The organism is Pseudomonas sp. MF6776 (assembly GCF_016613125.1).
Lineage (GTDB): Bacteria > Pseudomonadota > Gammaproteobacteria > Pseudomonadales > Pseudomonadaceae > Aquipseudomonas > Aquipseudomonas iridis.
On record NZ_JAENSQ010000005.1, the window covers coordinates 193,709 to 217,295 of the forward strand.

A 23,587-nucleotide genomic window follows, 5' to 3' on the forward strand; every position below is an offset into this window, starting at 1 on the left:
CTCAGGCGAACTCGCACGTCACGCTGGCGTTGCCGTCGAGTGTGGCATGCACGCGCTTGAGGCTTTCACCCGTGGCCATGGCATCGAGCAAGCGATCGGCTACCAGTGGCAGTACATGCTGATCGAGCAGATGGTCGATCAGACGCGCGCCGCTGTCGCTTTGCGTGCAGCGCTCGGACAGATGATCGACGAGGTTCTGGCACCAGCTGAAATCCAGCTGACGACGGTTCAGGCGCTCGCCCAGGCGACCGAGTTTGATCTCGATCAGCTCGCGCAACACCGGGCCACCGACCGGGTAGTAAGGCACCACTTTCATCCGCGCCAGCAGGGCGGGTTTGAAATGTTTGCTGAGTACCGGGCGAATGGTCTCTTCGAGCACTTCGGCGGTCGGCCGCGCGCCGCCTTCGCAGAGGTCGCTGATGCGATCGCTGCCAAGATTCGAGGTCATCAGGATCAACGTGTTGCGGAAGTCGATCTCGCGACCTTCGCCGTCGTTGGCCACGCCTTTGTCGAAGATTTGGTAGAACAGGTTGAGCACGTCCGGATCAGCCTTCTCGACTTCATCGAGCAGCACCACCGAATACGGTTTCTGGCGCACGGCTTCGGTGAGCATGCCGCCCTCGCCGTACCCGACGTAGCCCGGTGGTGCACCGATCAAGCGGGAAACGGTGTGCTTCTCCTGGAACTCGGACATGTTGATGGTGGTAATGAAACGGTCGCCGCCGTACAGCAGGTCAGCGAGGGCCAGCGCGGTTTCGGTTTTACCGACGCCGCTCGGGCCGACCAGCAGGAACACGCCGACCGGCGCGTCAGGTTTGTTCAGGCCAGCAGCAGTCGCGCGCATCGAGCGATCCAGTGCGTGCACGGCTTGCTCCTGACCACGGATGCGCGTGCGCAAGTCGGTGGCGAAACTGGCGACCTTGGCGTTGTGCTCACGGGCCAGTTGCGCCAGTGGCACGCCGGTCCAGGCGCTGATCACTTCGGCGACCAGACGCGGGCAGACTTCGAAGCTGACCAGACGTTCTTTGACCTGGGCGGCGGTGAGTGCGCTGTGGGTTTCGTTGAGTTGGGCTTCCAGCGCTGCGACGCTTTGGCCTTCTTCGACTTCGGCGGCCAGGGTTTCGATGACGGTGCCTTCGGCGTCTTCCTCAACCGATACGGTCGGCTCGACGGCAGCGGCTTCGCGCGCCTTGGCCAGTTGCTGACGCAGGTCCAGCAAGCGCTCGGCCAGTGCCTTTTGTTCAGTCCACAGAGTTTCAAGCGCGACCATTTCGTCTTCGGCTTCTTCCAGTCGCGCTTCCAGTGCATCCAGCGCTTCGTGGTCGATCAGCAAACCGGCCTCGGCATCGCGGCGCAGGGCCTGACGCTGACGACCACCTTCGGCCAGTTCGCCACGCAGACGCTCAAGGCTTTCCGGCGCAGCGGCGAGGCTGATGCGTACGCGGGCGCAAGCAGTGTCGAGGACATCGACGGCTTTGTCCGGCAGTTGCCGACCCGCCAGATAACGCGCGGACAGTTCAGCCGCCGACACCACCGCGTCGTCGCGCAGGTAAATGCCGTGGCTCTTCTCGTAGACCTGGGCCAGGCCACGGAGGATGGTCACCGCTTCGCTGACGGTCGGTTCGTGCAGTTGAACTGGCTGGAAACGACGGGCCAGCGCCGGGTCTTTCTCGAAGTATTTCTTGTATTCGGCCCAAGTGGTGGCGGCGATGGTGCGCAGTTCGCCACGGGCCAGTGCAGGTTTCAGCAGGTTGGCCGCATCGGAACCGCCAGCGTTGCCGCCCGCGCCGATCAGGGTGTGGGCTTCGTCGATGAACAGAATGATCGGTTTTGGCGAAGCTTTGACTTCGTCGATCACACCTTTGAGACGACGCTCGAATTCACCTTTGACGCTGGCGCCGGCCTGCAACAGGCCCATGTCCAGCGACAGCAGTTCAACGCCTTTGAGCACTTGCGGCACTTCACCGGCAGCGATGCGCGAAGCCAGACCTTCGACGATGGCGGTTTTACCGACACCAGCCTCACCGACCACAATCGGGTTGTTCTTGCGGCGACGAGCGAGGATGTCGACCATCTGACGGATCGCGCCATCGCGGCACAGCACCGGGTCGAGTTTGCCGTCGCGGGCCTGTTGAGTCAGGTTGTGAGTGAAGCGCTGCAACAGCGATTCGCCCTGCGCGGCCGGTTTACCGTTGGCCGCTGGTTGCTCCTTTTGCGACAGAGCAAATTCTTTCAGGCGATCGATGTTCAGCTTGGCGAGCAGCGGCTGATAACGACTGCCGGCGTAACGCATCGGGTTGCGCAGCAGGGCGAGGATCAACGCAGCGTCTTCGACCTGAGTCTGGCCCAGCTCGAGGTTGGCCACCAGCAGCGCGTCTTGCAGCCATTGCACCAGTTCCGGGGCAAATACCGGGTTGCGCGAAGCGCTGTGCTCGACCCGCGATTGCAGCGCGGCGCTGAGTTCACCGGCATCGACATCGGCGTCCTGCAACGCGCGTGCGAGCAAGCCATTCGGACGCTCCAGGAGGCCGAGCATCATGTCTTCGACGAGGATCTTGCTACCGCCACGGGCTACACAGCGCTCAGCCGAACGCTCCAGATCACGACGGGTTTCGGCGTCCAGCGCCTGAATGAGTTGTTGCAGGTCTACGTTGATCATGGCTCACGTCCTTAATGAATTTTGCTGCCCAGTGTCACCACGCCGTCCGCCTTCTCGCGGCCCAGCCAACTGGTCCAGCCGAGGCGACAGGCGTTCTGCTCACCGATGCGCAGTTCGCGGATTTCTTCCTGGCGCAAGACCAGGCGAATGTCGTAATCGAGCGGGTCACGCAGGGTGAACCGCACCAGCGCGCAGAGCGGCTGGTAACCAAAACCGATTGGCAGGAATTCGTGGAATCGCTGCCAGTCGAGTTGGGTGATATGAATGCGGAATTTGCCGCTGCGGTCGCGCACGCGCTCACCGAGCACCAGGTCCTCGCCAAGCACGCTGTTGTCGCGGCCCAAACGATTGCGCTGCTCGTCGAGAATTTCCACGCGGCGCTCGATGCACTGCTCGATGACCAGGTCTTCGTGCTTGAAGTAGTAACGCAGCACGGCCTCGATCAACGCCGCCGAGTGCGCCCGCAAACTGAGCAGGCCGAGGTACGGCAGCAGGCGTTTCCAGTTGAGTTCCTTGGCCTTGCGAATCTCGTCGCCACCCAGGCCGATCAGTGCGAACAGCTGCGACGAAAACGGGTCAATCGCCCCGCTCTGGAAACTCGCGCGATAGCGGTACTTGCGCCAGATCGGCAGCATCAGCCGTTGCAGGCGATGGTGGAACAGGTCGAGGAAATTGCGCGTCGGGTTGCCGTCTTCGCTGTCGCCCAAGGCTTGTTCGCCGTAGAACGCCGGCAGCGGTGAACCGGAACCGACCAGGCCGATCAGGTTGAAACGCACGCGCGCGCGCATCTGCCCGTGCTCTTCGAAAAACTCCACGCGATCGACATCGCTACGCGGAAATCCGAGGCTGGGGTTGGCCTGAAACTCGACCTGATCGTACAAATCGTCTTCGCTCAGGTGCGGGTGTGCCTCGCGCAGCCGGTCGATCACCAGCAGCACGGCCTGAAACAGCGAGTACTCGCGTATTACCCGGGTCAGCCCGCTTAAAGCAGGGGCTGAAGGCCCATACGTGGTGTCCATTGGTACACCTCTCCCTGTGTGCTTTTTACCCGCAGCTCATGGAATGAATTGAGACTGGCGTAAAGCGCGAAAAACTCGTTAAGAACCGAAGCGAAAACGAACAGGTCGCCTTCGCCGATATACCCTTCCGGATCGATGGTCAGCTCGGTGCGCAAACCGCGCACCGGCAGGCCACGGTGCAGCCGATCGACGTGGTGGTGCTTGATATGTTTGAGGCCGCCGAGCAGGCGCTTGCTGACTTTCTCCGCGTGCTGGTCGTAGTAGCGCGGCAGGTCGTAGGTTTCCAGAATCACCTTCAACGCATTGACGTCGGCCAGCGACAGATAGTTAAGCGACATGTTGCTGATCAGCTTCCACAGGAAGTCACGGTTCAGCGGCGGCGCGAAGCTTGAAGTGGCCGGGGTAATGTTGCGGAAACTCAAGAACTCCGGCGTCTCTTCGCAGGCCATGCAGATGTCGCCGAGCTTGAGCTTCTTCGGCAGGTTCTGGTTGGTGCACATCAGCTCGATCGACAGGGTTTCATGGGCTTCTGTGTGGCGAATGCCGAAGCTCAGGTAAGTGTCGAGGCCGTCGTGCAGCAAGGACGAACGCTGGCGAATGCTGTAATGCGGACGGCTGTTGGGCACGTCGAAACTCGGGTCGTGCTCGAAGGATTCGAACGGCACGTACTCCTGATAGCCGAGGCCGCCGGGCTTCCATCCCGTCACGGTTTCCACCGAGAACACGCCGCAGTTTTCCAGATCGTATTCCGCCGGCAGCAGCAGGTATTCGTCCTGCTTGCCGTCGAGGCGAATCGGCAGCGCGTCGTGCTCGAACAGATTGACGATCGGCGTGCAGAACAGCTTCACGTTATCCAGCGTCGGACGCATGCGCATGATGCCGCTCTTGCGAATGTCGAAACGCAACTCCAGGCCGCGCATCTGCTTGAGGGTGTCTTCCGGCAATGCCTTGAGAATGTCCAGACCGTTGACGTCGACGAACAGAAATTTATCCTGGAAGGCGAAGTATTCCTGCAGGTAGCGGTAGCCACGGAAGGTGTTCAGCGGATACGGGATCAACGCTTCTTCTTCGGCAAAGCCAACCGGTTTGACCCGGTCACCGGGAATCTTGAACGCCATCGGTTTGCCGCTGACGCCATCAATCGGCTTGCCGGCGCCGTCGAGCGGGATCAGTTCGATGCCTTCGAGGTTGCGCAGCAGGCTCAGATAAAGCATCTGGCTGATATAACGCTCACCGGCAAAATGCAGGCGCAGCTTGCTCAGTTCCAGTTCGCCGAGGTGGCCGTCGGCGCTCATTTCCAGACGCAGGCTGAGCAGCGAACCGTCGCCCTTTACCGAATAATTCAGCGCGGCTAGATCCAGCGGCAGCACCTCAGTCGGGTAGCAAGTGCGGAAGCGGCAACGCACGTCTTCGACCGGTTTGCTTTCCACCGGTGTATCGCGCTCGACCACCAATGCCGGGCCGGAACGCTTGAGCGGATCGAACTGCAAAATGCTGAACGCCGGCAGCGGCCGCATGTAGTTCGGCCACAGCAATTGCATCAGCGAATGGCTGAGTTCCGGCAACTCGTCATCGAGCTTCTGGCGCAGGCGCCCGGTCAGAAACGCAAAGCCTTCCAGCAACCGCTCCACATCCGGATCCCGCCCGGCCTGCCCCAGATACGGCGCCAACGCCGGGCTACGCTCGGCGAAACGGCGACCGAGTTGGCGCAGTGCGGTGAGTTCGCTTTGGTAGTAGTGGTTAAAGGACACGGGTTACCTGCCTGGTAGTGGAACTCATCAAAAAAATATCCTGTAGAGCGCGACTGTCAGTCCGGACACTACGTAGCCGAAGATGAGCAAGGTCGGAACATATGCCAGCCACTCGATCATCATCGCGCCCTTCATGGGCTGACCGCTGAGTCCTCCCGCTAACCGAAAGAGCATCCAGTTGACGGCGTAAAAAAGCATGAACACCAGCGGCCCAAGCCAAATTCGATTAAGCACCCGCTGCTCAGGCTTATCCCGCATGAGCCGCATTTCCAGAATTGCAAAAGCGATGTATGCCGGAACTCCAAAAATCATTCCTAAGGTTTCAAAATTCAGAGCAACGGAAGGCGGTTCATTCAATTGATCAATCAGCACAATGAGCGAGAGAACAACCAGCGGAAACCATAGGGCAGCCACGAGTAATCGACGACCTCCTGAGCTCAAATATTGAACATTGAGGCTCTTCCATTCCCCGTACATATTTATTCCTCACCGCCGTCTAACGGTGCGCATGCTGTAATATTCCAGCCTTCATAGCCTGATGAAGTTGGGTAGATTGCATGACCATTGATCCACTGTGAGCGTTCATCTGTTGTGAACTCACTTTGCCAGAGTAGCCACTCAGATGACCTTAGCAATTCACCTTTTTTGTTATACACCCGAAAAAAAGCTTCACTTGTAAAAAGCTTTACCACTTTCCCAGCAACACCAAAACTCGAATACCTGGGGATATATGAATTTATATAGCAAGTTTTTGATTCATTCCATTTTGTCGAATAAACCTCTGCCGCTGCGGCAGCACCCAGCTTTATATACAGCCAAACAAAAATGGGTGCCCCCACCAAAAATAAAAACAAAAACAGTTTCGAAGGCGCCTTCATAATCACTTCGACCCTGAGCGAGAAAGATACTCATCAAAATCGATTGGCCCAAGGTGAATGATAAATGAGACATCATATAATTTAACGGCCGTATAGATCATGAAATCGCCACCCTTGCCGTGCAACTTGCGATACTCATTAAACTTTCCATTCGTCACTTTATGATATTCCACCCCACCTTTTTCGATCAGCTTTGGTTCGGTGACGTAATCAATTGGTCCAGGCCTGATGACGCCCTCCTCCGACCAGTAGCCCAGCAGTTGATCATCCCCTGCATTGAGAAAATCGTATGTATCTCGGACATAAAGCCCGATCTGCTCAATCTCTATTGCCGGAAAGCCATTATCATTTGAAATAGTCCGTAACTTGGTAGCTGCAACCTTAACAACAAAAGTTCCTAGCGCACCGTATACATCGTCCAGAGCATCGGTAGCTTTCTCCCAGTCTGTGGCCCCGAACCGAATCAAGTTAAACTGAGATATCTCTTCGAGTTCCAACGCTGTTTTATCGCTATAGTCCAGATAAGTACTTTTCAATTTTTTTGCTTTAGCATCCAGCAACCCGAGTCGTTGAAGGCGAGTCATTAATACGACCAGACCTCTGGAGAGCTCGTCCAGAGAACCCTTTAATCTACCAACGCTATTGTTAAATTCGGACGATGATGAAAGCGCCGCGACGAACTCATCAATTTTTGGCTTTACTCGTTTCGATCCTGAAAACAGCCAATCAAACGGTATATCTGTAAGGAGCTTTTCCGCACTCAATGTGCTCGCTGCAAGATCGCCCTGCTTGACAGACTTTGACAATTCATAAGGTTCGCCAGCAAACCATTTCCGCATAACACGAGCAGATACCGTCCACCCCAACTTATCCATAACCCGTGGAATTGAAGAAATCTGAAAGTCCTTGACCTGAACACTTTGACCTTCTTTATTTTCAGCGGGCGTCAGTGCAGTTTTAATAGGAGCTGGCATAAAAATCAGTCTCAGGAAATGGCTATCGAGTCTTGAGAATCCAAAAACAAAGTGACCCCTTCAGCGATGGAAGAGCCGACCACTGAGGTTTTGCCTTCACTGTCCGTTACACCCGTAACCTCTTTTCCTGAGTCAGTACGGATGGTGTATCCACGATTAACTACCGGTGCGCCTGTCTCGGGATCAGTAACAACGAAGTGCTCCGTAAACGGCCACTTAATCTCCACTGGCAACGGCGGCACAAACGGCGCCGGCGAGTGCGAGTTACCGATAATTACCGTCGATGACCCTGCCGTAACCTTATTCCCATGCGTGCCTTCAGAATCGACGGTGACAGCAGACTTGCCGTTGATTTTCACCGTCGTGGCCAAACCACCAACCATCGCACCACCACACGCGGAGGCATCGCCTTCACGGGCGGCCGCGAGGCCGTCGAAGAACACGTCGCCGGAACCGGCGGCGATCGGGTTGGTACCGTGGCCGGGGAGCGGGCAAGCGGTGGGGTCGGATACACGTGCTGCGGGTTTGCCAGACATCGGGATTCTCCTTAGGTGACCTTCACTTGACCGCTGCCATCCAGGCGCGCGGAAAAACTGACCTGACGCTTGAACCCTTCAACTTCCAGCAGGCCTTCGATACTGAAGGACAGGCGAAGTTGATCGTGGTCACGCGGCAGGGAAATGACACGCACGTTGCTCAGGCGTGGCTCGTAGGCTTCGATGAAGGTTTCGATGGCCAGACGGGCCTGACTCAGGGAGTCGTGCAGGCTCAGACGCATGTCATTGAGATCGGGCAACCCGTAGTCGGACAGCGTTTGCACGCTGCCGGCCCGGGTGCTGAGCATTTTGGCCAGATGGGCAGCGACTGACGCCATGGCAGAAACCTCGAGGCTCCTGCCCTTGCGTTTTTCCGCGTCGCCATTGAGACGTTCGAAAAGGCTGCCGTATCCGTCCATGAGTCGCTCTTACTCTTTGTCCAGCTTGCCAACCAGCGACAGGGTGAAATCGGCACCCATGTACTTGAAGTGCGGACGCACGTTCAAGCTCACGCGGTACCAGCCTGGCTCGCCTTCAACGTCGCTGACGATGATTTGCGCAGCGCGCAGCGGACGACGGCCACGTACTTCGGCGCTTGGGTTTTCCTGGTCGGCCACGTACTGACGGATCCACTTGTTGAGTTCCAGCTCGAGGTCGGTACGTTCTTTCCACGAACCGAGTTGCTCGCGCTGCAGCACTTTCAAGTAGTGAGCCAGGCGGTTGACGATCATCATGTACGGCAGTTGGGTGCCGAGCTTGTAGTTCAGCTCTGCCGCCTTGCCTTCTGCGCTGATGCCGAAGAACTTCGGCTTCTGCACCGAGCTTGCGGAGAAGAACGCCGCGTTGTCGGAACCTTTACGCATGGTCAGGGAGATGAAGCCTTCCTCGGCCAGTTCGTATTCACGACGGTCGGAAACCAGAACCTCAGTAGGGATCTTGGTTTCGATTTCGCCCATGCTTTCGAAATGGTGCAACGGCAGGTCTTCAACAGCACCACCGCTTTGAGGGCCGATGATGTTCGGGCACCAGCGGAATTTGGCGAAGCTGTCGGTCAGCTTGGTGCCGAAAGCGTAAGCGGTGTTGCCCCACAGGTAGTGCTCGTGGCTGTTGGCAACGGTTTCCTTGTACACGAACGATTTGACCGGGTTTTCTTCCGGATCGTACGGGTTACGCAGCAGGAAACGCGGCACGGTCAGGCCAACGTAACGGGAGTCTTCCGAAGTACGGAAGCTCTGCCATTTGGCGAATTGCGGGCCTTCGAAGTGGTCTTTCAGGTCTTTCAGATCCGGCAGGCCGGTGAAGCTTTCCAGACCGAAGAATTTCGGGCCGGCAGCGGCGATGAACGGCGCGTGGGACATGCAGGCTACGCTGGAAACGTACTGCATCAGTTTCACGTCCGGCGAGCTTGGGGACATGTAGTAGTTGGCGATGATCGCGCCAACCGGCTGACCACCGAACTGGCCGTATTCAGCGGTGTAGATGTGTTTATACAGGCCCGACTGCATGACTTCCGGCGAATCTTCGAAATCGTCCAGCAGGTCTTCTTTCGAGACGTTGAGGATTTCGATCTTGATGTTTTCGCGGAAGTTGGTGCGGTCCACCAGCAACTGCAGGCCACGCCACGACGATTCCAGAGCCTGGAAGTCCGGGTGGTGCAGGATTTCGTCCATCTGACGGCTGAGCTTGGCATCGATCTCGGCGATCATGCGGTCAACCATGGCTTTCTTGACCGGCTCACCGTTGTTCTGCGGCTTGAGCAGCTCTTCGATGAACGCCGACACACCGCGTTTGGCGATGTCGTAGGCTTCGTCGTCCGGCGTCAGGCGGGTTTCGGCGATGATGCTGTCGAGAATGCTGTACTCGCCGCTCGCGGCGCCTTTCTCTTGTGCTGCGCTAGTGCTCATTATGTTGGCTTCCTTGGCTGCTGGGTTCAGGCGTCAGTGGCTGCGGCGTTCAGGCCCAGCTCACCGAGTACGCGACCGCGGGATTCGTCGTCGGCGAGCACGCCTTCGATGGCTTTACGGAAAGCAGGTGCGTTACCCAGCGGGCCTTTGAGGGCCACCAGCGCGTCACGCAGTTCCATCAGCTTTTTCAGCTCAGGCACTTGCTCGACCAGGCTGGCCGGGTTGAAGTCCTTCATCGAATTGACGCGCAGTTGCACGCCCAACTCTTCAGTGCTGCCTTCTTCCTGCAGACGGTTCGGCACGTTCATCGTCAAGCTAAGCTCTTGCTTGGCCAGCACTTCGTCGAAGGTCATCTTGTCGATGCTGATCGGCTTGCGATCTTCGATCTTGCGCTCGTCTTTGCGGTGGGTGTAGTCACCGATTGCCAGCAGTTTCAGCGGCAGTTCAATCTCTTCCTGAGCACCGCCGGTGGCGGGTTTGAAGGTGACGTTGATGCGTTCCTTGGGGGCTACCGAGCCTTCTTTGGCCATGGCTTTTCTCCTTGCGGTTGTGGCCCTGGGGCCTATTCGAGTACCACTTCGAGATCGAGGTGGCACAGCCTGCGATAAATCTCTTCCTTGCGTTCACGCACTGCATGGTTCTGCGGTAACAACTCGCAGCAACTGTGCAGCAGGTGCAGCACTTCCAATGCAAGATCGGGCTCCCAGGCGTGCAGGCCTGAGTCCTGTAATGTCTGATCGAGGGTTTCCAGCTGGTTTTTGGCCAGTTCGTATTTCTTGGCCATGAAGCACAGCCTTGCGAGCGCGAACTGCCAGAAGAAGCGCTCGCGCCCGCCGTGGGCCGATTGCAGCCCTTGCTTGAGAATCTGCACGGCAGGCTTGAGGCCTTCCTTGCGCAGAGTCGGCAAGACTTCTTCGAGGGCTTTTTCCCAGGCTGGCTGGGTTTCGACGTTGTCGCTTTCAACCTTGCGTGGCGCGCTGGCGCTTTGCAGGTGCGGCATGACGTTGGCGGCAATCCACGCCCGGGTAGACGGATCGGCAAACGGCGCGCCGTCGTGGTAACGCAATTCGACAATGCCGGGCAGGCGCTGAATCAAAAGCGCGAAGTGGATTTCCACTTCGCGCATGGCCAGCTCGGCGTTGAGGTTCTGGAGACACTCCCAGACCATCCTCTGGCCATCGAACCAGAACGGCGCCTTCGCCAGACTCGCCTCCAGTTCCACCAGCAGGTCTGCGTATTTGCCCTGATCGAATCGATCCTGATAAAGCTTCAGCTTGTCGAGCGGCAGACCGCGCAACACGGTGATCTGCTCGGCATTACGCTCGGGCACGGCGTCGATGGTCATCCACAGCAACGTGCGGTTCAGGCGCAGGGCGCGCAGGTCGGTGGCTTTCTGCTTGAGCCACCAGGCACACAACGGCCGGGCGCTTTCCTGCTGGGCGCGCAGCGCTTTGTGGGCGTCTCTTTCGTTGTCGATCGGCGCGCCGGGCGTCAGCAGCTGACTCGCCGCCTGCTTGACCTGCGCCACCGCCGCCCCCACAACACCGGGGGCCGGCTGGTTGTCGGCGGCGCGCTGGATCATGGTTTTCAGGCGGCGGGAGATCGGCAGCAACAGCGGCGAGTCGTCACCCAGATGTTCAGCGCAAGCGGCTTCGAGACCAGACAGGTGCTCGGAGAGCTGCCGGAACATCGGCAACTGCTCTTTGATCGCAATGTTTTCGGTGATGACCTGCTCAAGACGCGGCACCAGCCAGCCAATGGCAGCGGCACGTGTGCGGGGTTTGAGCGGGTGAACGTCGGCCCAGTTGTTTTCCGACAAGTGGTGCAGCAAGCCAAGGCCGGCCAGCAGGCCGGGGAAGGATTCACGCTGGTAAAGCGACCAGGTCAGCTAGGCGCCGACACGCAAATCCTTGGATTGGGTACGCAGGAGATTTTCGCTGTTTTCGCGAATTTTCAGCCAGTCGATCTGCCCGCTTTCATGCATCGACGAAGCTTTGGCCAGCTCGCTTTCCAGCGCCTCGAATTCGCTCGAAAAACGAACGTCTTCGCCCGCGAAATTCTCTTTGGAAACAGAGACTTTGGCGAGTTCGAGGTAATGGGCGGAAAGTTTGCTTGAGTAGGACATCCATGGCCTTTATTAAGGATTACAGTCAGGCGCCAATTTCAGGTGCGGCGGCGCCGGACAGTATCGAAGAGCAGTGATGAAACTCATCCAAATTGAGTGAGTGCTCTTTCAAGTGGGCGCATCGTAATCACTATGATGGCCACTAGCAAGCATCTGATCAAACAACAAGACGAAGTGTTCATGAGGGGCTGTAAGAGATCGCCCTATATATGACAAGGGATTCCCTGACATAGATTTATATTGCCGGCATTTCCCCGACACCCTCGAAACCATCGGCCCAGAGCGGTCCGAGCAAGCTCGACCGCATTCACCCGAACGACCGTCCCATTTCACGTCGGCAAGCATGACAACACTTTGAAAAAATAGAAGTAGGACTCTTCCGAAAATTTGCTGACTTCTATCCATAACTCATCGGCGACAACGCTCAAATACAAAAGTGCCATCAATTTGATAGCAAATCATGATATTGAAACTTTCCCCCCCGCAAATACTGCGCATCAGTGCTAACTCAATAATTATCGAACTGCTTTCGCACAGTCCTTTCCGTCAATACACCCAGCCACATCACGCCCGAAACACTCTGACAAATCTCAGGGACACTTCTTACATCAATTTATTTCCAACGTTGCTAGCTTGGCTTTGCAAATTATTTTGCGTGGCCATCACGGACGATCGGACACCGCGCATCGACTCACTTGCTTAAGGACAAGCGTATGTTCAATGCAGGCAATTGCGCGCTATTCACCCTGCAAATCCCCGCTATTCGACACGACTTCAAGGTGCTTGCCTTCAACGGCACCGAAGCCATCAGTAAGCTCTACTCCGTGAGAATCGAACTGGTCAGCGAGCATCCGGATTTCGATCTGGAGAGCCTGCTCAGCCAACCTGCATTTCTACGATCCGGTTTCAACGGCGAAGGCATTCATGGGCATATCGAAGATGTGACGGTGGCAGAGTCTGGTAAACGACTGACTCGCTATGAGCTGACGCTGATAAGTCCGGCGATAAACATCGACCTCTTACCGATGCATCCAAAGCCTACATCGAAAAGTTCGGGATTCCCTATGAGGGCTGGTAAGGCGTCAAAATCTCCAGGTATTCATTTACCCACCGTCGGTCACCGACCATTCACCACTGTCGTCCCTTTCATTTCGACTTCAAACGCTACTAAAGAGGGTCTCTCAAAACGCTACGATCAGGGAGTTCGTCAATGAAGAGGACCACTACCTGGCAAAAACGAAGGTCGTTATTCGTTGCTTATTGAGCTGGAATTTGAAACCTTCACCGGAAAATTCAACCCGCCACGAAAGCGGTTAAGGAGCATTACCTCATGGAACTGAAACCACTATTCTTCGCAGCACTGATGTGGCTGCCCATCACCCAAGCGTCAGCGGACGCCCCGCCGCTGGACGGCCATTACTATCTGTACGGTGCAATGGAAATGGGTGCCGAGTTGCTATTGCGTAAGGACGGCACCTTTGACGCAGGTGTTTCGTATGGCAGTGCCGACGGTTTTGCCAAGGGAACATGGCAGGTGGAGAACGAAACACTGACGCTGAAAAGCGCGACCAAAGCCGCCTCCAACAGCGATTTGTCCGGCCTGTTTCAGGATCTGGAATTGGCCATAGAACCAAACTGTCTGGCGGTAGACTTCGGCAACGGCAAGGCTTGCTTCCGACGCAAGTAAGCGCGTTAAACAGCCACAAAAAATGGGCACTCGACCGCAATCGATGTGCCCATTTTTCTATTACGGTTCTCCCCACTATTCAGGGAGTTCGCCGCAATTAAGGATTAACGCTGTCTTTCAACGACTTGCCTGGCTTGAATGCAACAGTGTTGCTGGCCTTGATTTTCACCGGCTCACCGGTCTGCGGGTTTTTGCCGGTACGGGCGCCGCGGTGGCGTTGCAGGAAGGTGCCGAAGCCCACCAGCGTGACGCTGTCCTTGCGGTGCAGAGCGCCGGTGATTTCTTCGAGAACGGCGTTGAGCACGCGGTTGGCCTGTTCTTTGGTCAGATCTGCTTTTTCAGCGATTGCAGCGGCGAGTTCTGGTTTACGCATTAGTGAAGCCCCTTTGACGGTTTTTTGTTGTTATGTCCGTGCTGTTCTCGTTGGAACAGCGCCCAAGGCGCCGCAGGCTCTACGCTGCGGCAGACGGGAGTGAGAATGGCACGCGGATACGGGCGGCGCCAGTCTCCCCGCGACCTTTGTAGGGGCAAAAGCTGGGTGATTCCGACAGAACGACCGGTATTTACGCCAGCAGGGCCGGAAGCTGTTTGTTCAGGGCGAGTTTTTCCATCACCGCCGCACCGGTCAGGGCATAACCCAGCAACTGACCATCGGCGCCGTGGCACAGGGCCTTGATGTCGGCGCCCTGCCCCTCGACGGTCCAAACCCCTTCGCTGCCCCGTGGCGGCGGCGATACCACCAATGGGCAGACCGGAGTTTTCACGGTGATCGGCATCGGGCCGTAGTTCACCGCCGTCGGGTTGCCTGCGAGGGTTTGTGCCAGCGCGCGCGCACAACTCATGAGGGGCATCACGTACAAAAGATTCAGCCCGTCGACCTCGGCGCAGTCACCCAAGGCATAGATATTGGCGTGGGACGTTTTCAGTTGTCGATCAACCACGACACCGCGATTGACCTGCACGCCGGCCGCCGCCGCCAGATCGATGCGAGGGCGCAGGCCGATGGCCGAAACCACCACGTCGCAGGGAATGACCTGACCGTCGGACAAATGCGCTTCCAGGCCATCGGCGACCTTGTGCAGACGGGTCAGCACCGGGCCGAGGTGGAATTTTGCGCCAAGGCTTTCCAGCCCGGACTGCACCGCGGCTGCGGCCGCTGGATGCAGCAGCATCGGCATGACTTGCTCGCACGGCGCAACCAGTTGCACCTCGTAGCCACCGAGGATCAGATCGTTAGCGAATTCACAGCCGATCAGCCCGGCACCGAGCACCAGCACCCGACGCTTGCCAGCCGCTGCCGCGCGGAAACGTGCGTAGTCTTCGAGATCATTGATCGGGAACACCCGATCAGCGCCGTCGCCTTCGATCGGCACGCGTACGGTTTCTGCACCCCAGGCGAGGATCAGGTCGCGATATGCCACGGCTTCTTCGCCGATCCACAGGCGCTTGTGGCCTGCGTCGATGCCGCTGATGCGCGTGTGCGTACGCACCTCGGCCTTCAACTGCTCAGCCATCGTGCCCGGCTCGGCCATGCTCAGGCCATCGGCGTCCTTGTTCTTGCCGAAACCGGTGGAGAGCATTGGCTTGGAGTAGGAGCGACCGTCATCGGCGGTAATCAGCAGCAGCGGTGTTTCGCTATCGAGCTTGCGAAACTCGCGGGCCAGGTTATAGCCCGCAAGCCCGGTGCCGATGATTACGACTGGTGCGCTCATGCCTTACTTCCTCAGTTTTTCTTAGTTGATTTCGATCATTTCGAAGTCCATCTTGCCAACGCCGCAGTCTGGGCACAGCCAGTCTTCCGGCACGTCCTGCCACAGGGTGCCCGGCGCGATGCCGTCATCCGGCCAGCCGTCGGCTTCGTTATAGATCAGGCCACAGACCACACATTGCCACTTCTTCATTCAGGTACTTCCTCAGGATTCAGGCTTTTGCCGGCGCGAATGGTCGATGGGTGTTGCGCTGCCATCCGGCTCAGGGCGTTTTGTACTGATGGTACCGGGCAGATGCAAGCCTGTTCGGCGCAACGGCGACCCGGATCAATCAATGTCGATGCTCGCCATGGTAAGCTCGCCGCCTCATTTGCGGCCAATAATGACTCATTGTGCAACAGACAAATTCCTCCCCGGCCCCGCTCTGGCTGCCCCAAAGCCGACTGACGCCCCTCCCCGACTCTTCGACCCTGGACTGGCTGTTCGACGAAGGTTCGCTGACCCGCCGCCTGACCCGTCTGTCCAACGATGGCTTCAGTGTCACGCCGCTGTTCGAAGGCTGGGACACCTTGCGCGACGATGAATGCGCCGCGCTGGATCTGGCAGAAGGCAGCGAAGGCTGGGTGCGCGAGGTGTATTTGCGCGGCCATGGCCAAGCGTGGGTGTTCGCCCGCAGCGTGGCATCGCGCAGTGCATTGCAGGGCGATGGTTTGCACATGGATGAGTTGGGCAGCCGCTCGCTGGGCGAACTGCTGTTTTGCGATCAGGCCTTCCAGCGCCGCGCCATCGAAGTCTGTCACTACCCGGAACAATGGCTGCCGCCAGCCGCCAGGGCGCCCGAGCTGTGGGGGCGTCGTTCGCGTTTTGACCGTGGCGCGTTGAGCGTGCTGGTTGCGGAAATCTTCTTGCCGAGCCTGTGGGACGCCGCACGCGCCCATCCGGAGAACTGCTGATGTACCAGAGCCTGCTCAAGTCCCTGAACCGTTTGAACCCGCGTGCCTGGGATTTCATTCAGTTGACGCGCATGGACAAGCCGATCGGCATTTATCTGCTGCTGTGGCCCACCTTGTGGGCGTTGTGGATCGCCGGCAAAGGTTCGCCGTCGCTGGCCAACGTGGTGATTTTCGTCCTCGGTGTGGTGCTGACCCGCGCCGGTGGCTGCGTGATCAACGACTGGGCCGATCGCAAGGTCGACGGCCACGTCAAACGCACCGCGCAACGGCCTCTGGCAGCCGGCAGGATCAGCTCAAAAGAGGCGCTGGTGTTCTTTGCGCTGCTGATGGGGGTGAGTTTCCTGCTGGTGTTGTGTACCAACGCCCCGACGATCTGGTTGTCGCTGGGCGGTCTGGCGCTGGCCTTCACCTATCCGTTCATGAAGCGCTACACCTATTACCCGCAAGTGGTACTGGGCGCGGCGTTTTCCTGGGGGATGCCGATGGCCTTCACCGCAGAGACCGGCGAGTTGCCAGCGGCGGCGTGGCTGCTGTGGATCGCCAATCTGTTATGGACGGTCGGTTACGACACCTATTACGCGATGACCGATCGCGATGACGACCTCAAGATCGGCGTGAAATCCACGGCGATTCTGTTTGGCGAGGCGGATCGGGTGATCATCCTGACCTTGCAGGCGCTGTCGCTGGGATGCCTGTTACTGGCCGGGTCGAAATTTGAGCTGGGGACCTGGTTTCAACTCGGTCTGCTGGTGGCCGCCGGCTGCTATGCGTGGGAGTTCTGGTACACCCGCAGCAAGGACCGGATGCGCTGCTTCCAGGCGTTTTTGCACAACCACTGGGCCGGGCTGGCGATTTTTGTCGGGATCGTCCTGGATTACGCGTTGCGTTGAGCCACAGACCCAGTGGGAGTGAGCCAGCTCGATAGCGGTGGATCAGTTCACAAATATTCTGACTGACACGACGCTTTCGCGAGCAGGCTCGCTCCCACAGGGAATCGCGGTTATTTCTGCGATTCGCGAACGACGTGCCAAACGCTTTTCATCTTGTCGCCTGTCATGTCTCCAGGCTTCTCGTCCTTCATGAAGGTGTACAGCGGTTTGCCATCGTAGGCGTACTGCATCATGCCGTCATCGCGCTTGATGACACTCCATTTGCCGTCAGCCTTGGCGTCCGCCGGCGCCATCAATGGTGGCCAGTTCTTGGCGCAGTCGTCGTTGCACATCGACTTGCCGCCAGCGTCCTTGTCGAACGTGTAAAGCGTCATGCCTTTGTGGTCGACCATCATGCCGTCTTTCATCATGGCCGGATCGGCAGCCATCGCCAGTCCAGGCAGAGTCAGGGCGGCAGCCATCAGCAAAGCCTTGAAGGAAACAGTCATTTGAGTCATGGAAACCTTCTCTTGTGGTTGTCAGGATTCGGACTCAAAGCTTAGTTGAGGATCTGCACATTCGCCCCCGAGCTAAAATACTGTCACACGACTGCAATAATTCCGTTATCTAATGCGGCGCAAGACAGTTAAATGACAAGAGGATTAAGGCATGGTTGGCAGGAGCATTCTGATCGTCGACGACGAAGCGCCCATTCGCGAAATGATCGCCGTGGCGTTGGAAATGGCCGGCTATGACTGCCTCGAGGCAGAGAACTCGCAGCAGGCCCACGCCATCATCGTCGACCGCAAGCCGGACCTGATCCTGCTCGACTGGATGCTGCCCGGCACCTCCGGCATCGAATTGGCCCGACGTTTGAAGCGTGACGAGCTGACCGGGGACATCCCGATCATCATGCTCACCGCCAAGGGCGAAGAGGACAACAAGATCCAGGGTCTTGAAGTCGGCGCCGATGACTACATCACCAAACCGTTTTCCCCACGCGAGCTGGTCGCCCGCCTCAAGGCCGTGTTGCGCCGCGCCGGCCCGACCGATGGCGAAGCGCCAATCGAAGTCGGTGGCCTATTGCTCGACCCGATCAGCCACCGCGTGACCATCGACGGTAAACCGGCCGAGATGGGCCCGACCGAATACCGTCTGCTGCAATTCTTCATGACCCACCAGGAACGCGCCTACACTCGCGGCCAGTTACTGGATCAGGTCTGGGGCGGCAACGTCTATGTTGAAGAGCGCACGGTCGACGTGCACATCCGACGCCTGCGCAAGGCCCTCGGCGACGCCTACGAAAATCTGGTACAAACCGTGCGTGGCACCGGCTACCGGTTTTCCACAAAAGCATAAAAACAGCTGCAAGCTTCTAGCTACAAGCGGCAAGAAACAGCGAGCCGCTCTGACTTGTAGCTTGCAGCTTGCAGCTTGAAACTTAAAGCTGCGGCTAAGGACGCCCCCGTGAATCAAAACTGGCATGGCACCCTGATTCGCCACATGCTGCTGCTGGTCACCGCCTGTCTGGTGATAGGCCTGATCACCGGCTATTACGGCTGGAGCCTCGCGGCGGGCCTGGGCATTTACCTGGCCTGGACACTCAAGCAATTGCTGCGCCTGCACGAGTGGTTGCGCCTGCACCAACCCGATGAAGCACCGCCCGATGGCTACGGTCTGTGGGGCGAAGTGTTCGACAGCATTTATCACCTGCAACGCCGCGACCAACGAGTGCGCGGGCGCCTGCAAGCGGTGATCGACCGGGTTCAGGAGTCCACCGCCGCGCTGAAAGACGCGGTCATCATGCTCGACAGCGACGGCAACCTCGAATGGTGGAACCGCGCCGCCGAAACCCTGCTCGGACTCAAAACCCCACAGGACAGTGGCCAACCGGTGACCAACCTGGTGCGCCATCCGCGCTTCAAGGAATACTTCGAGCAGGACGCTTACGCAGAGCCGCTGGAAATCCCCTCGCCGACCAACGATCGCGTGCGCATTCAGCTGTACCTCACACGCTACGGCAACAATGAACACTTGATGCTGGTGCGCGACGTCACGCGCATTCATCAGCTGGAACAGATGCGCAAAGACTTCATCGCTAACGTCTCCCACGAATTGCGCACGCCGCTGACGGTTATCTGCGGCTATCTGGAAACCCTGCTCGACAACGTCGAAGAAGTGAACCCGCGCTGGAGCCGCGCCCTGCAGCAGATGCAACAACAGGGCGGGCGCATGCAGACGCTGCTAAACGACTTGTTGCTGCTGGCGAAGCTGGAGGCCACCGATTACCCGTCCGACAACCAACCGATACAGATCGACACGCTGTTGCAATCGATCACAAGCGACGCGCAGCAATTGTCCGGCTCGAAAAACCAGCGCATCACTCTGGAGGCCGACAGCAGCCTGTCGCTCAAAGGCAGCGAGGCGGAGCTGCGCAGCGCGTTTTCCAATCTGGTGTTCAACGCGGTGAAGTACACCCCGGCCGAGGGCAATATCCGCATTCGCTGGTGGGGCGACGATCAAGGCGCACACCTGAGCGTGCAGGATTCGGGGATCGGCATCGACAGCAAACACCTGCCGCGACTGACCGAACGCTTCTACCGTGTCGACTCCAGCCGCAACTCCAACACCGGCGGCACCGGGCTCGGTCTGGCCATCGTCAAACACGTGTTGTTGCGCCACCGTGCGCGCATGGAGATCAGCAGCGTGCCCGGCCACGGCAGCACGTTCACCTGCCATTTCGCCCCGGCTCAGGTCGCTTACGCACGGGCGATCAGCGCCGCCGAGTGATACCGGCCGGCACGCGCCACTAGGCAATCGCCAAGTCAGCCGCTACATTGGCTGACTTGTACCTGCCTTTCAGGCGCGGCTTTTATCTCTTTTGAATCACACGGAACCCGCAAAACTCCATCATGGACCCTTCCCCTGGCTTGTCCCTCGCATCAATATTCGCCGATTTCGGCATGATCCTTTTTGCTCTGATCCTGGTTTTGCTCAACGGCTTTTTCGTTGCGGCAGAATTCGCCATGGTCAAACTGCGCTCGACCCGGGTCGAGGCCATCGCTGACAAGAACGGCTGGCGCGGGCACATCCTGCGCACCGTACACAGCCAGCTCGATGCGTACCTCTCGGCGTGTCAGCTCGGTATCACCCTCGCCTCGCTTGGTCTGGGCTGGGTCGGTGAGCCCGCGTTTGCGCATATTCTCGAACCGCTGCTGAGCGCGGTCGGCGTGCAATCGCCGGAGATCATCAAAGGCGTGTCGTTCTTCACCGCGTTTTTCATCATTTCCTATCTGCACATCGTGATCGGTGAGCTGGCGCCCAAATCCTGGGCGATCCGCAAACCCGAACTGCTGTCGCTGTGGACGGCGGTGCCGCTGTACCTGTTCTACTGGGCGATGTACCCGGCGATCTACCTGCTCAACGCCAGCGCCAACGCGATTCTGCGTATCGCCGGCCAAGGTGAACCCGGCCCGCACCATGAACACCATTACAGCCGCGAAGAACTGAAACTGATCCTGCACTCCAGCCGTGGCCAGGACCCGAGCGATCAGGGCATGCGTGTTTTGGCCTCGGCAGTGGAAATGGGCGAACTGGAAGTGGTCGACTGGGCCAACTCCCGCGAAGACCTGATCACTCTGGAATTCAACGCGCCACTTAAAGAAATTCTGGCGATGTTCCGTCGCCACAAGTTCAGCCGTTATCCGGTGTACGACAGCGAGCGCCAGGAGTTCGTCGGCCTGCTGCACATCAAGGATCTGCTGCTGGAACTGGCGGCGCTGGATCACATTCCCGAATCGTTCAACCTGGCTGAGCTGACCCGCCCGCTGGAGCGCGTGTCGCGGCACATGCCGCTGTCGCAGCTGCTGGAGCAATTCCGCAAGGGTGGCTCGCACTTCGCCGTGGTCGAGGAGGCTGATGGCAACATCATCGGCTACCTGACCATGGAAGACGTGCTGGAAGTGCTGGTCGGCGATATTCAGGACGAACACCGCAAGGCTGAACGCGGCATTCTTGCCTATCAGCCGGGCAAGCTGCTGGTGCGCGGCGACACGCCGTTGTTCAAGGTTGAACGCCTGCTGGGAATCGACCTGGACCACATCGAAGCCGAAACCCTCGCCGGCCTGGTTTATGAAACCCTCAAACGGGTGCCGGAAGAGGAAGAAGTGCTGGAAGTCGAAGGCTTGCGGATCATCATCAAGAAGATGAAAGGGCCGAAGATTGTGCTGGCGAAGGTGTTGATGCTGGGTTGATCGACGGATCCGGCACCGCGCCGATCGCTTCGCGAGCAGGCTCGCTCCCACTCTGGAATGCATTTCAAATGTGGGAGCGAGCCTACTCTCGAAGGCGCCAGGTCTGACACCGCGTTACTGCTTGCCCAACGCAAAGTTGGGCAACGCCCCCAGCGGCTGGTTGAACTGATACGGAATCGACACCAGCCCCGCACCGCTGTTGCGCTGCACCACAAAGTGCAGTTGCGGGCCACTGCTGTTGCCAGTGTTGCCCGACAGCGCCAACGGACTGCCCACCGTCACCCGCTGCCCTTCGCGCACGCTCACCGAACCTTGCTTGAGATGCAGGTACACGCCCATCGTGCCGTCGTCATGCAGCACCCGCACGAAATTGCCGGACGCATCATTGCCGCGCCCACTCTGCGAATTCTCGGTCTTTACCACCACGCCGGCCCGCGCCGCGATGATCGGCGTGCCGACCGGCATGGCGATGTCCATCGCATATTTGTTCTTCGGCCCGTAGTGGCTGTATTGGCCGTTGGCACCCTGACTCAAGCGGAACGGCCCGCCACGCCACGGCAGCGGATAACGGTAGCCCTGCGCCGTTCCGGCAGGATCGCCGAGGGAGTAGTGAAACTGCGGCGAATACACCAGTGGCTGGCCGCCGGACACCGCTCTGAGCAACGCCAACCGCGTATTGCTGCGCGCCGGCAGCACCCGGCGAATGGTTTGAGTCGGCGCGCCACGCACGTTGCTCAGCCCGGTAAACGCCAGCGCTATCTCAACCGGCGCATACAGGTCGTTGCGCACGAATACCACGTCGGCGCCTTTCTGTTTCTTGATGTCGAGGTAGACCTGGCGCTCGAGGCGCTCGACCATTCGGTCCTGAAACACGAACACCTTCGCACCTTTGCTCGGACGGTCGCTGTAAGAGACCACGCCGTTGGCATCGGTGGATTTGTAGATTGTCATCGCCACAGCCAGGTTGGAGGCCATGACCAAACCACAGAAAAACAGCAGTCGCGCGAGCATGGGCAAGAGTCTGTCGAAGTAAGGCCTGGGAAAGAGCCTAGCAGGTGAGACAGACCAGGGTAGTCGAGAGATGTTTCAAATTAGCCAGTCTGGAAAATGGACGCCGTAAGGGATGGCCCCTTCGCGAGCAGGCTCGCTCCCACATTTGGAATGCGTTCCAAGGTGGGAGCGAGCCTGCTCGCGAATACGGACCGTCAGGCGATAGAGATCACGCGCCAGGAACGAAGTGCTTCTGCGCCGTGCCGCGGGCGATCAGGCGGGAAATGTAGTCGAGTTTCTGCGCGTCCTGGTCGACGAAGCGGAACGTCAGTTGCAGCCATTCGCTGTCAGGTTTCTGCTCAAACGCAACGATGGCGTGCAGATAGCCATTGAGGCGAGCGATTTCGGCGTTGTCACCCTGCTCCAGATCGAGCACAGCGCTGTCGAGGATCTGCGGCAGGGTGTCGGTGCGTTTCACTACCAGCAGCGCTTCCTTGATGCTCAGGGCCTTGATCACACATTGCTGCGTGCCGCTCGGCAGGCGCAATTGGCCCTGACCGCGACCGCTGGCAGGCGAGGACGCAGCCGCAGGTGCCTTGACCGGCGGACTGTTGAGCAGGCCACGCGACGCGGCCGCCGCAGGTGCAGGCGCTGCGGCGACAGGCTTGGCAAACGGATTGACCGCCGCAGCAGCCGGGGCGCCGCCACCAATGACCGCTGCTTTGCCGCCGGTCAGGGCACTCAGGGAGTCGTTGCCGAATGCCGAGTTCATCTTGGTCGGTGCGCTGTTCATCAGGGTGTCGAGCTTGCCGACCTTGTTCAGTGCCTGCTTGACCTTGGTCAGCAGTTGTTCGTTGGTGAACGGCTTGCTGACATAGCCGGAAACGCCGGCCTGGATCGCCTGCACGACGTTTTCCTTGTCGCCACGGCTGGTGACCATGACAAACGGCATGGTCTTGAGATTGTCCTGCTCGCGGCACCAGGTCAGCAGTTCCAGACCCGACATTTCCGGCATTTCCCAGTCGCACAGGACCAGGTCGAAGGCTTCACGGGCGAGCATGGCCTGGGCCTTTTTGCCGTTGATGGCGTCCTCGGTGCGGATCCCCGGGAAATAATTACGCAGGCACTTTTTCACCAGGTCACGAATGAACGAAGCATCGTCCACAACCAAAACACTGATCTTGCTCATCCAACACCCCTATTAAAATCCCGGCAAGCATAACGCTGGCTGATGGCACATTGCCAAAACTCTTCAGTCACGCCGGGACTTTTCGTTCGCG

22 protein-coding genes and 2 pseudogenes are annotated in these 23,587 nt (G+C 58.5%); 7 read left to right on the plus strand and 17 right to left on the minus strand.

All coding sequences use genetic code 11. The features are described 5' to 3' along the window. Window position 1 precedes the first annotated feature (1 nt). From tssH to tssA, 11 genes and pseudogenes are all read right to left on the minus strand, one after another. Window positions 2-2,659 (minus strand): type VI secretion system ATPase TssH, encoded by a 2,658-nt coding sequence (tssH, locus tag JJD74_RS07940; protein WP_042561790.1) that lies wholly within the window; start codon window positions 2,657-2,659, stop codon window positions 2-4. 11 nt (window positions 2,660-2,670) lie between these two features. Then, on the minus strand, window positions 2,671-3,678 hold the full coding sequence (gene tssG / locus JJD74_RS07945; RefSeq protein ID WP_042561791.1) for a type VI secretion system baseplate subunit TssG: 1,008 nt from the start codon (window positions 3,676-3,678) through the stop codon (window positions 2,671-2,673). After that, a complete protein-coding gene (tssF, locus tag JJD74_RS07950) occupies window positions 3,642-5,429 on the minus strand; it encodes a type VI secretion system baseplate subunit TssF (RefSeq protein ID WP_042561792.1) in 1,788 nt (595 codons plus the stop codon). Before tssF ends, tssG begins: the two co-directional genes overlap by 37 nt. Before the next feature lie 27 nt (window positions 5,430-5,456). Next, window positions 5,457-5,906 carry a hypothetical protein gene (locus JJD74_RS07955; protein ID WP_234451685.1) on the minus strand — a complete coding sequence of 150 codons (450 nt, stop codon included), beginning with the start codon at window positions 5,904-5,906 and terminating at the stop codon, window positions 5,457-5,459. Window positions 5,907-5,908: 2 nt separating this feature from the next. Further along, on the minus strand, window positions 5,909-6,307 hold the full coding sequence (locus JJD74_RS07960) for a hypothetical protein (protein WP_234451686.1): 399 nt from the start codon (window positions 6,305-6,307) through the stop codon (window positions 5,909-5,911). Window positions 6,308-6,309: 2 nt separating this feature from the next. Continuing rightward, window positions 6,310-7,281 carry a DUF6402 family protein gene (locus JJD74_RS07965; RefSeq protein ID WP_147282608.1) on the minus strand — a complete coding sequence of 324 codons (972 nt, stop codon included), beginning with the start codon at window positions 7,279-7,281 and terminating at the stop codon, window positions 6,310-6,312. An 11-nt stretch (window positions 7,282-7,292) separates the two neighbouring features. Beyond that, window positions 7,293-7,817, minus strand: coding sequence for a PAAR domain-containing protein (locus JJD74_RS07970; protein ID WP_115146648.1), 525 nt, complete (start codon window positions 7,815-7,817; stop codon window positions 7,293-7,295). Between the two features lie 11 nt (window positions 7,818-7,828). Further along, window positions 7,829-8,236, minus strand: coding sequence for a type VI secretion system baseplate subunit TssE (tssE, locus tag JJD74_RS07975; RefSeq protein WP_042561803.1), 408 nt, complete (start codon window positions 8,234-8,236; stop codon window positions 7,829-7,831). Window positions 8,237-8,245: 9 nt separating this feature from the next. Next, window positions 8,246-9,721: a type VI secretion system contractile sheath large subunit gene (gene tssC, locus JJD74_RS07980; protein WP_042561804.1), complete on the minus strand. Its 1,476-nt coding sequence runs from the start codon at window positions 9,719-9,721 to the stop codon at window positions 8,246-8,248. A 26-nt stretch (window positions 9,722-9,747) separates the two neighbouring features. Further along, entirely contained in the window at window positions 9,748-10,251 is a 504-nt protein-coding gene (gene tssB / locus JJD74_RS07985; RefSeq protein ID WP_042561805.1) for a type VI secretion system contractile sheath small subunit, read from the minus strand. Between the two features lie 32 nt (window positions 10,252-10,283). After that, window positions 10,284-11,846 (minus strand): annotated as a pseudogene (gene tssA / locus JJD74_RS07990) (type VI secretion system protein TssA). A 713-nt stretch (window positions 11,847-12,559) separates the two neighbouring features. On the opposite strand from tssA, the pseudogene JJD74_RS30765 reads away from it, so the two are divergent. Beyond that, window positions 12,560-12,841 (plus strand): annotated as a pseudogene (locus JJD74_RS30765) (contractile injection system protein, VgrG/Pvc8 family); the annotation flags it as partial. Between the two features lie 335 nt (window positions 12,842-13,176). Next, complete coding sequence (locus tag JJD74_RS08000) at window positions 13,177-13,533, plus strand: hypothetical protein (protein ID WP_042561808.1); 357 nt, start codon at window positions 13,177-13,179, stop codon at window positions 13,531-13,533. A 97-nt stretch (window positions 13,534-13,630) separates the two neighbouring features. On the opposite strand, the gene JJD74_RS08005 is transcribed toward JJD74_RS08000, so the two are convergent. The 3 genes from JJD74_RS08005 to JJD74_RS08015 all read right to left on the minus strand — a co-directional run bounded on the left by JJD74_RS08005 (window position 13,631) and on the right by JJD74_RS08015 (window position 15,434). Next, a complete protein-coding gene (locus JJD74_RS08005) occupies window positions 13,631-13,906 on the minus strand; it encodes an HU family DNA-binding protein (protein ID WP_003213368.1) in 276 nt (91 codons plus the stop codon). A gap of 190 nt (window positions 13,907-14,096) precedes the next feature. Then, window positions 14,097-15,245: an NAD(P)/FAD-dependent oxidoreductase gene (locus tag JJD74_RS08010; RefSeq protein WP_047304222.1), complete on the minus strand. Its 1,149-nt coding sequence runs from the start codon at window positions 15,243-15,245 to the stop codon at window positions 14,097-14,099. Window positions 15,246-15,266: 21 nt separating this feature from the next. Beyond that, window positions 15,267-15,434 carry a rubredoxin gene (locus JJD74_RS08015; RefSeq protein WP_007954349.1) on the minus strand — a complete coding sequence of 56 codons (168 nt, stop codon included), beginning with the start codon at window positions 15,432-15,434 and terminating at the stop codon, window positions 15,267-15,269. 200 nt (window positions 15,435-15,634) lie between these two features. Here JJD74_RS08015 and JJD74_RS08020 point away from each other — a divergent pair, with 200 nt between their 5' ends. Together JJD74_RS08020 and ubiA are read left to right on the plus strand one after the other, a co-directional pair. Then, a complete protein-coding gene (locus JJD74_RS08020; RefSeq protein WP_115146653.1) occupies window positions 15,635-16,195 on the plus strand; it encodes a chorismate--pyruvate lyase family protein in 561 nt (186 codons plus the stop codon). Beyond that, entirely contained in the window at window positions 16,195-17,085 is an 891-nt protein-coding gene (gene ubiA / locus JJD74_RS08025) for a 4-hydroxybenzoate octaprenyltransferase (RefSeq protein ID WP_042561810.1), read from the plus strand. The genes JJD74_RS08020 and ubiA overlap by 1 nt, the downstream gene beginning before the upstream one ends. A 110-nt stretch (window positions 17,086-17,195) precedes the next feature. On the opposite strand, the gene JJD74_RS08030 is transcribed toward ubiA, so the two are convergent. Then, a complete protein-coding gene (locus JJD74_RS08030) occupies window positions 17,196-17,582 on the minus strand; it encodes a COG4315 family predicted lipoprotein (protein WP_150688302.1) in 387 nt (128 codons plus the stop codon). 151 nt (window positions 17,583-17,733) lie between these two features. Between JJD74_RS08030 and phoB the strand changes: the two genes are divergently transcribed. From phoB to JJD74_RS08045, 3 genes are all read left to right on the plus strand, one after another. Continuing rightward, complete coding sequence (gene phoB / locus JJD74_RS08035) at window positions 17,734-18,423, plus strand: phosphate regulon transcriptional regulator PhoB (RefSeq protein ID WP_007896474.1); 690 nt, start codon at window positions 17,734-17,736, stop codon at window positions 18,421-18,423. A gap of 144 nt (window positions 18,424-18,567) precedes the next feature. Next, the gene (gene phoR, locus JJD74_RS08040) at window positions 18,568-19,854 is read left to right on the plus strand and encodes a phosphate regulon sensor histidine kinase PhoR (RefSeq protein WP_215729332.1); all 1,287 of its coding nucleotides are present in this window, start codon (window positions 18,568-18,570) and stop codon (window positions 19,852-19,854) included. Between the two features lie 122 nt (window positions 19,855-19,976). Continuing rightward, a complete protein-coding gene (locus JJD74_RS08045; protein WP_042561813.1) occupies window positions 19,977-21,317 on the plus strand; it encodes a hemolysin family protein in 1,341 nt (446 codons plus the stop codon). A gap of 114 nt (window positions 21,318-21,431) precedes the next feature. On the opposite strand, the gene JJD74_RS08050 is transcribed toward JJD74_RS08045, so the two are convergent. After that, window positions 21,432-22,328, minus strand: coding sequence for a peptidoglycan DD-metalloendopeptidase family protein (locus tag JJD74_RS08050; protein ID WP_200612742.1), 897 nt, complete (start codon window positions 22,326-22,328; stop codon window positions 21,432-21,434). Between the two features lie 208 nt (window positions 22,329-22,536). Continuing rightward, window positions 22,537-23,496 carry a response regulator gene (locus JJD74_RS08055; RefSeq protein WP_150688301.1) on the minus strand — a complete coding sequence of 320 codons (960 nt, stop codon included), beginning with the start codon at window positions 23,494-23,496 and terminating at the stop codon, window positions 22,537-22,539. Between the last annotated feature and the right edge of the window lie 91 nt (window positions 23,497-23,587).

What these genes read in the sequence shown, in the direction of transcription:
- tssH (WP_042561790.1), bottom strand. Translation starts at nt 2,659, where the DNA reads ATGATCAACGTAGACCTGCAACAACTCATTCAGGCGCTGGACGCCGAA.
- tssG (WP_042561791.1), bottom strand. Translation starts at nt 3,678, where the DNA reads ATGGACACCACGTATGGGCCTTCAGCCCCTGCTTTAAGCGGGCTGACC.
- JJD74_RS07955 (WP_234451685.1), bottom strand. Translation starts at nt 5,906, where the DNA reads ATGTACGGGGAATGGAAGAGCCTCAATGTTCAATATTTGAGCTCAGGA.
- JJD74_RS07960 (WP_234451686.1), bottom strand. Translation starts at nt 6,307, where the DNA reads ATGAAGGCGCCTTCGAAACTGTTTTTGTTTTTATTTTTGGTGGGGGCA.
- JJD74_RS07965 (WP_147282608.1), bottom strand. Translation starts at nt 7,281, where the DNA reads ATGCCAGCTCCTATTAAAACTGCACTGACGCCCGCTGAAAATAAAGAA.
- JJD74_RS07970 (WP_115146648.1), bottom strand. Translation starts at nt 7,817, where the DNA reads ATGTCTGGCAAACCCGCAGCACGTGTATCCGACCCCACCGCTTGCCCG.
- tssE (WP_042561803.1), bottom strand. Translation starts at nt 8,236, where the DNA reads ATGGACGGATACGGCAGCCTTTTCGAACGTCTCAATGGCGACGCGGAA.
- tssC (WP_042561804.1), bottom strand. Translation starts at nt 9,721, where the DNA reads ATGAGCACTAGCGCAGCACAAGAGAAAGGCGCCGCGAGCGGCGAGTAC.
- tssB (WP_042561805.1), bottom strand. Translation starts at nt 10,251, where the DNA reads ATGGCCAAAGAAGGCTCGGTAGCCCCCAAGGAACGCATCAACGTCACC.
- JJD74_RS08000 (WP_042561808.1), top strand. Translation starts at nt 13,177, where the DNA reads ATGGAACTGAAACCACTATTCTTCGCAGCACTGATGTGGCTGCCCATC.
- JJD74_RS08005 (WP_003213368.1), bottom strand. Translation starts at nt 13,906, where the DNA reads ATGCGTAAACCAGAACTCGCCGCTGCAATCGCTGAAAAAGCAGATCTG.
- JJD74_RS08010 (WP_047304222.1), bottom strand. Translation starts at nt 15,245, where the DNA reads ATGAGCGCACCAGTCGTAATCATCGGCACCGGGCTTGCGGGCTATAAC.
- JJD74_RS08015 (WP_007954349.1), bottom strand. Translation starts at nt 15,434, where the DNA reads ATGAAGAAGTGGCAATGTGTGGTCTGTGGCCTGATCTATAACGAAGCC.
- ubiA (WP_042561810.1), top strand. Translation starts at nt 16,195, where the DNA reads ATGTACCAGAGCCTGCTCAAGTCCCTGAACCGTTTGAACCCGCGTGCC.
- JJD74_RS08030 (WP_150688302.1), bottom strand. Translation starts at nt 17,582, where the DNA reads ATGACTCAAATGACTGTTTCCTTCAAGGCTTTGCTGATGGCTGCCGCC.
- phoB (WP_007896474.1), top strand. Translation starts at nt 17,734, where the DNA reads ATGGTTGGCAGGAGCATTCTGATCGTCGACGACGAAGCGCCCATTCGC.
- phoR (WP_215729332.1), top strand. Translation starts at nt 18,568, where the DNA reads ATGCTGCTGCTGGTCACCGCCTGTCTGGTGATAGGCCTGATCACCGGC.
- JJD74_RS08045 (WP_042561813.1), top strand. Translation starts at nt 19,977, where the DNA reads ATGGACCCTTCCCCTGGCTTGTCCCTCGCATCAATATTCGCCGATTTC.
- JJD74_RS08050 (WP_200612742.1), bottom strand. Translation starts at nt 22,328, where the DNA reads ATGCTCGCGCGACTGCTGTTTTTCTGTGGTTTGGTCATGGCCTCCAAC.
- JJD74_RS08055 (WP_150688301.1), bottom strand. Translation starts at nt 23,496, where the DNA reads ATGAGCAAGATCAGTGTTTTGGTTGTGGACGATGCTTCGTTCATTCGT.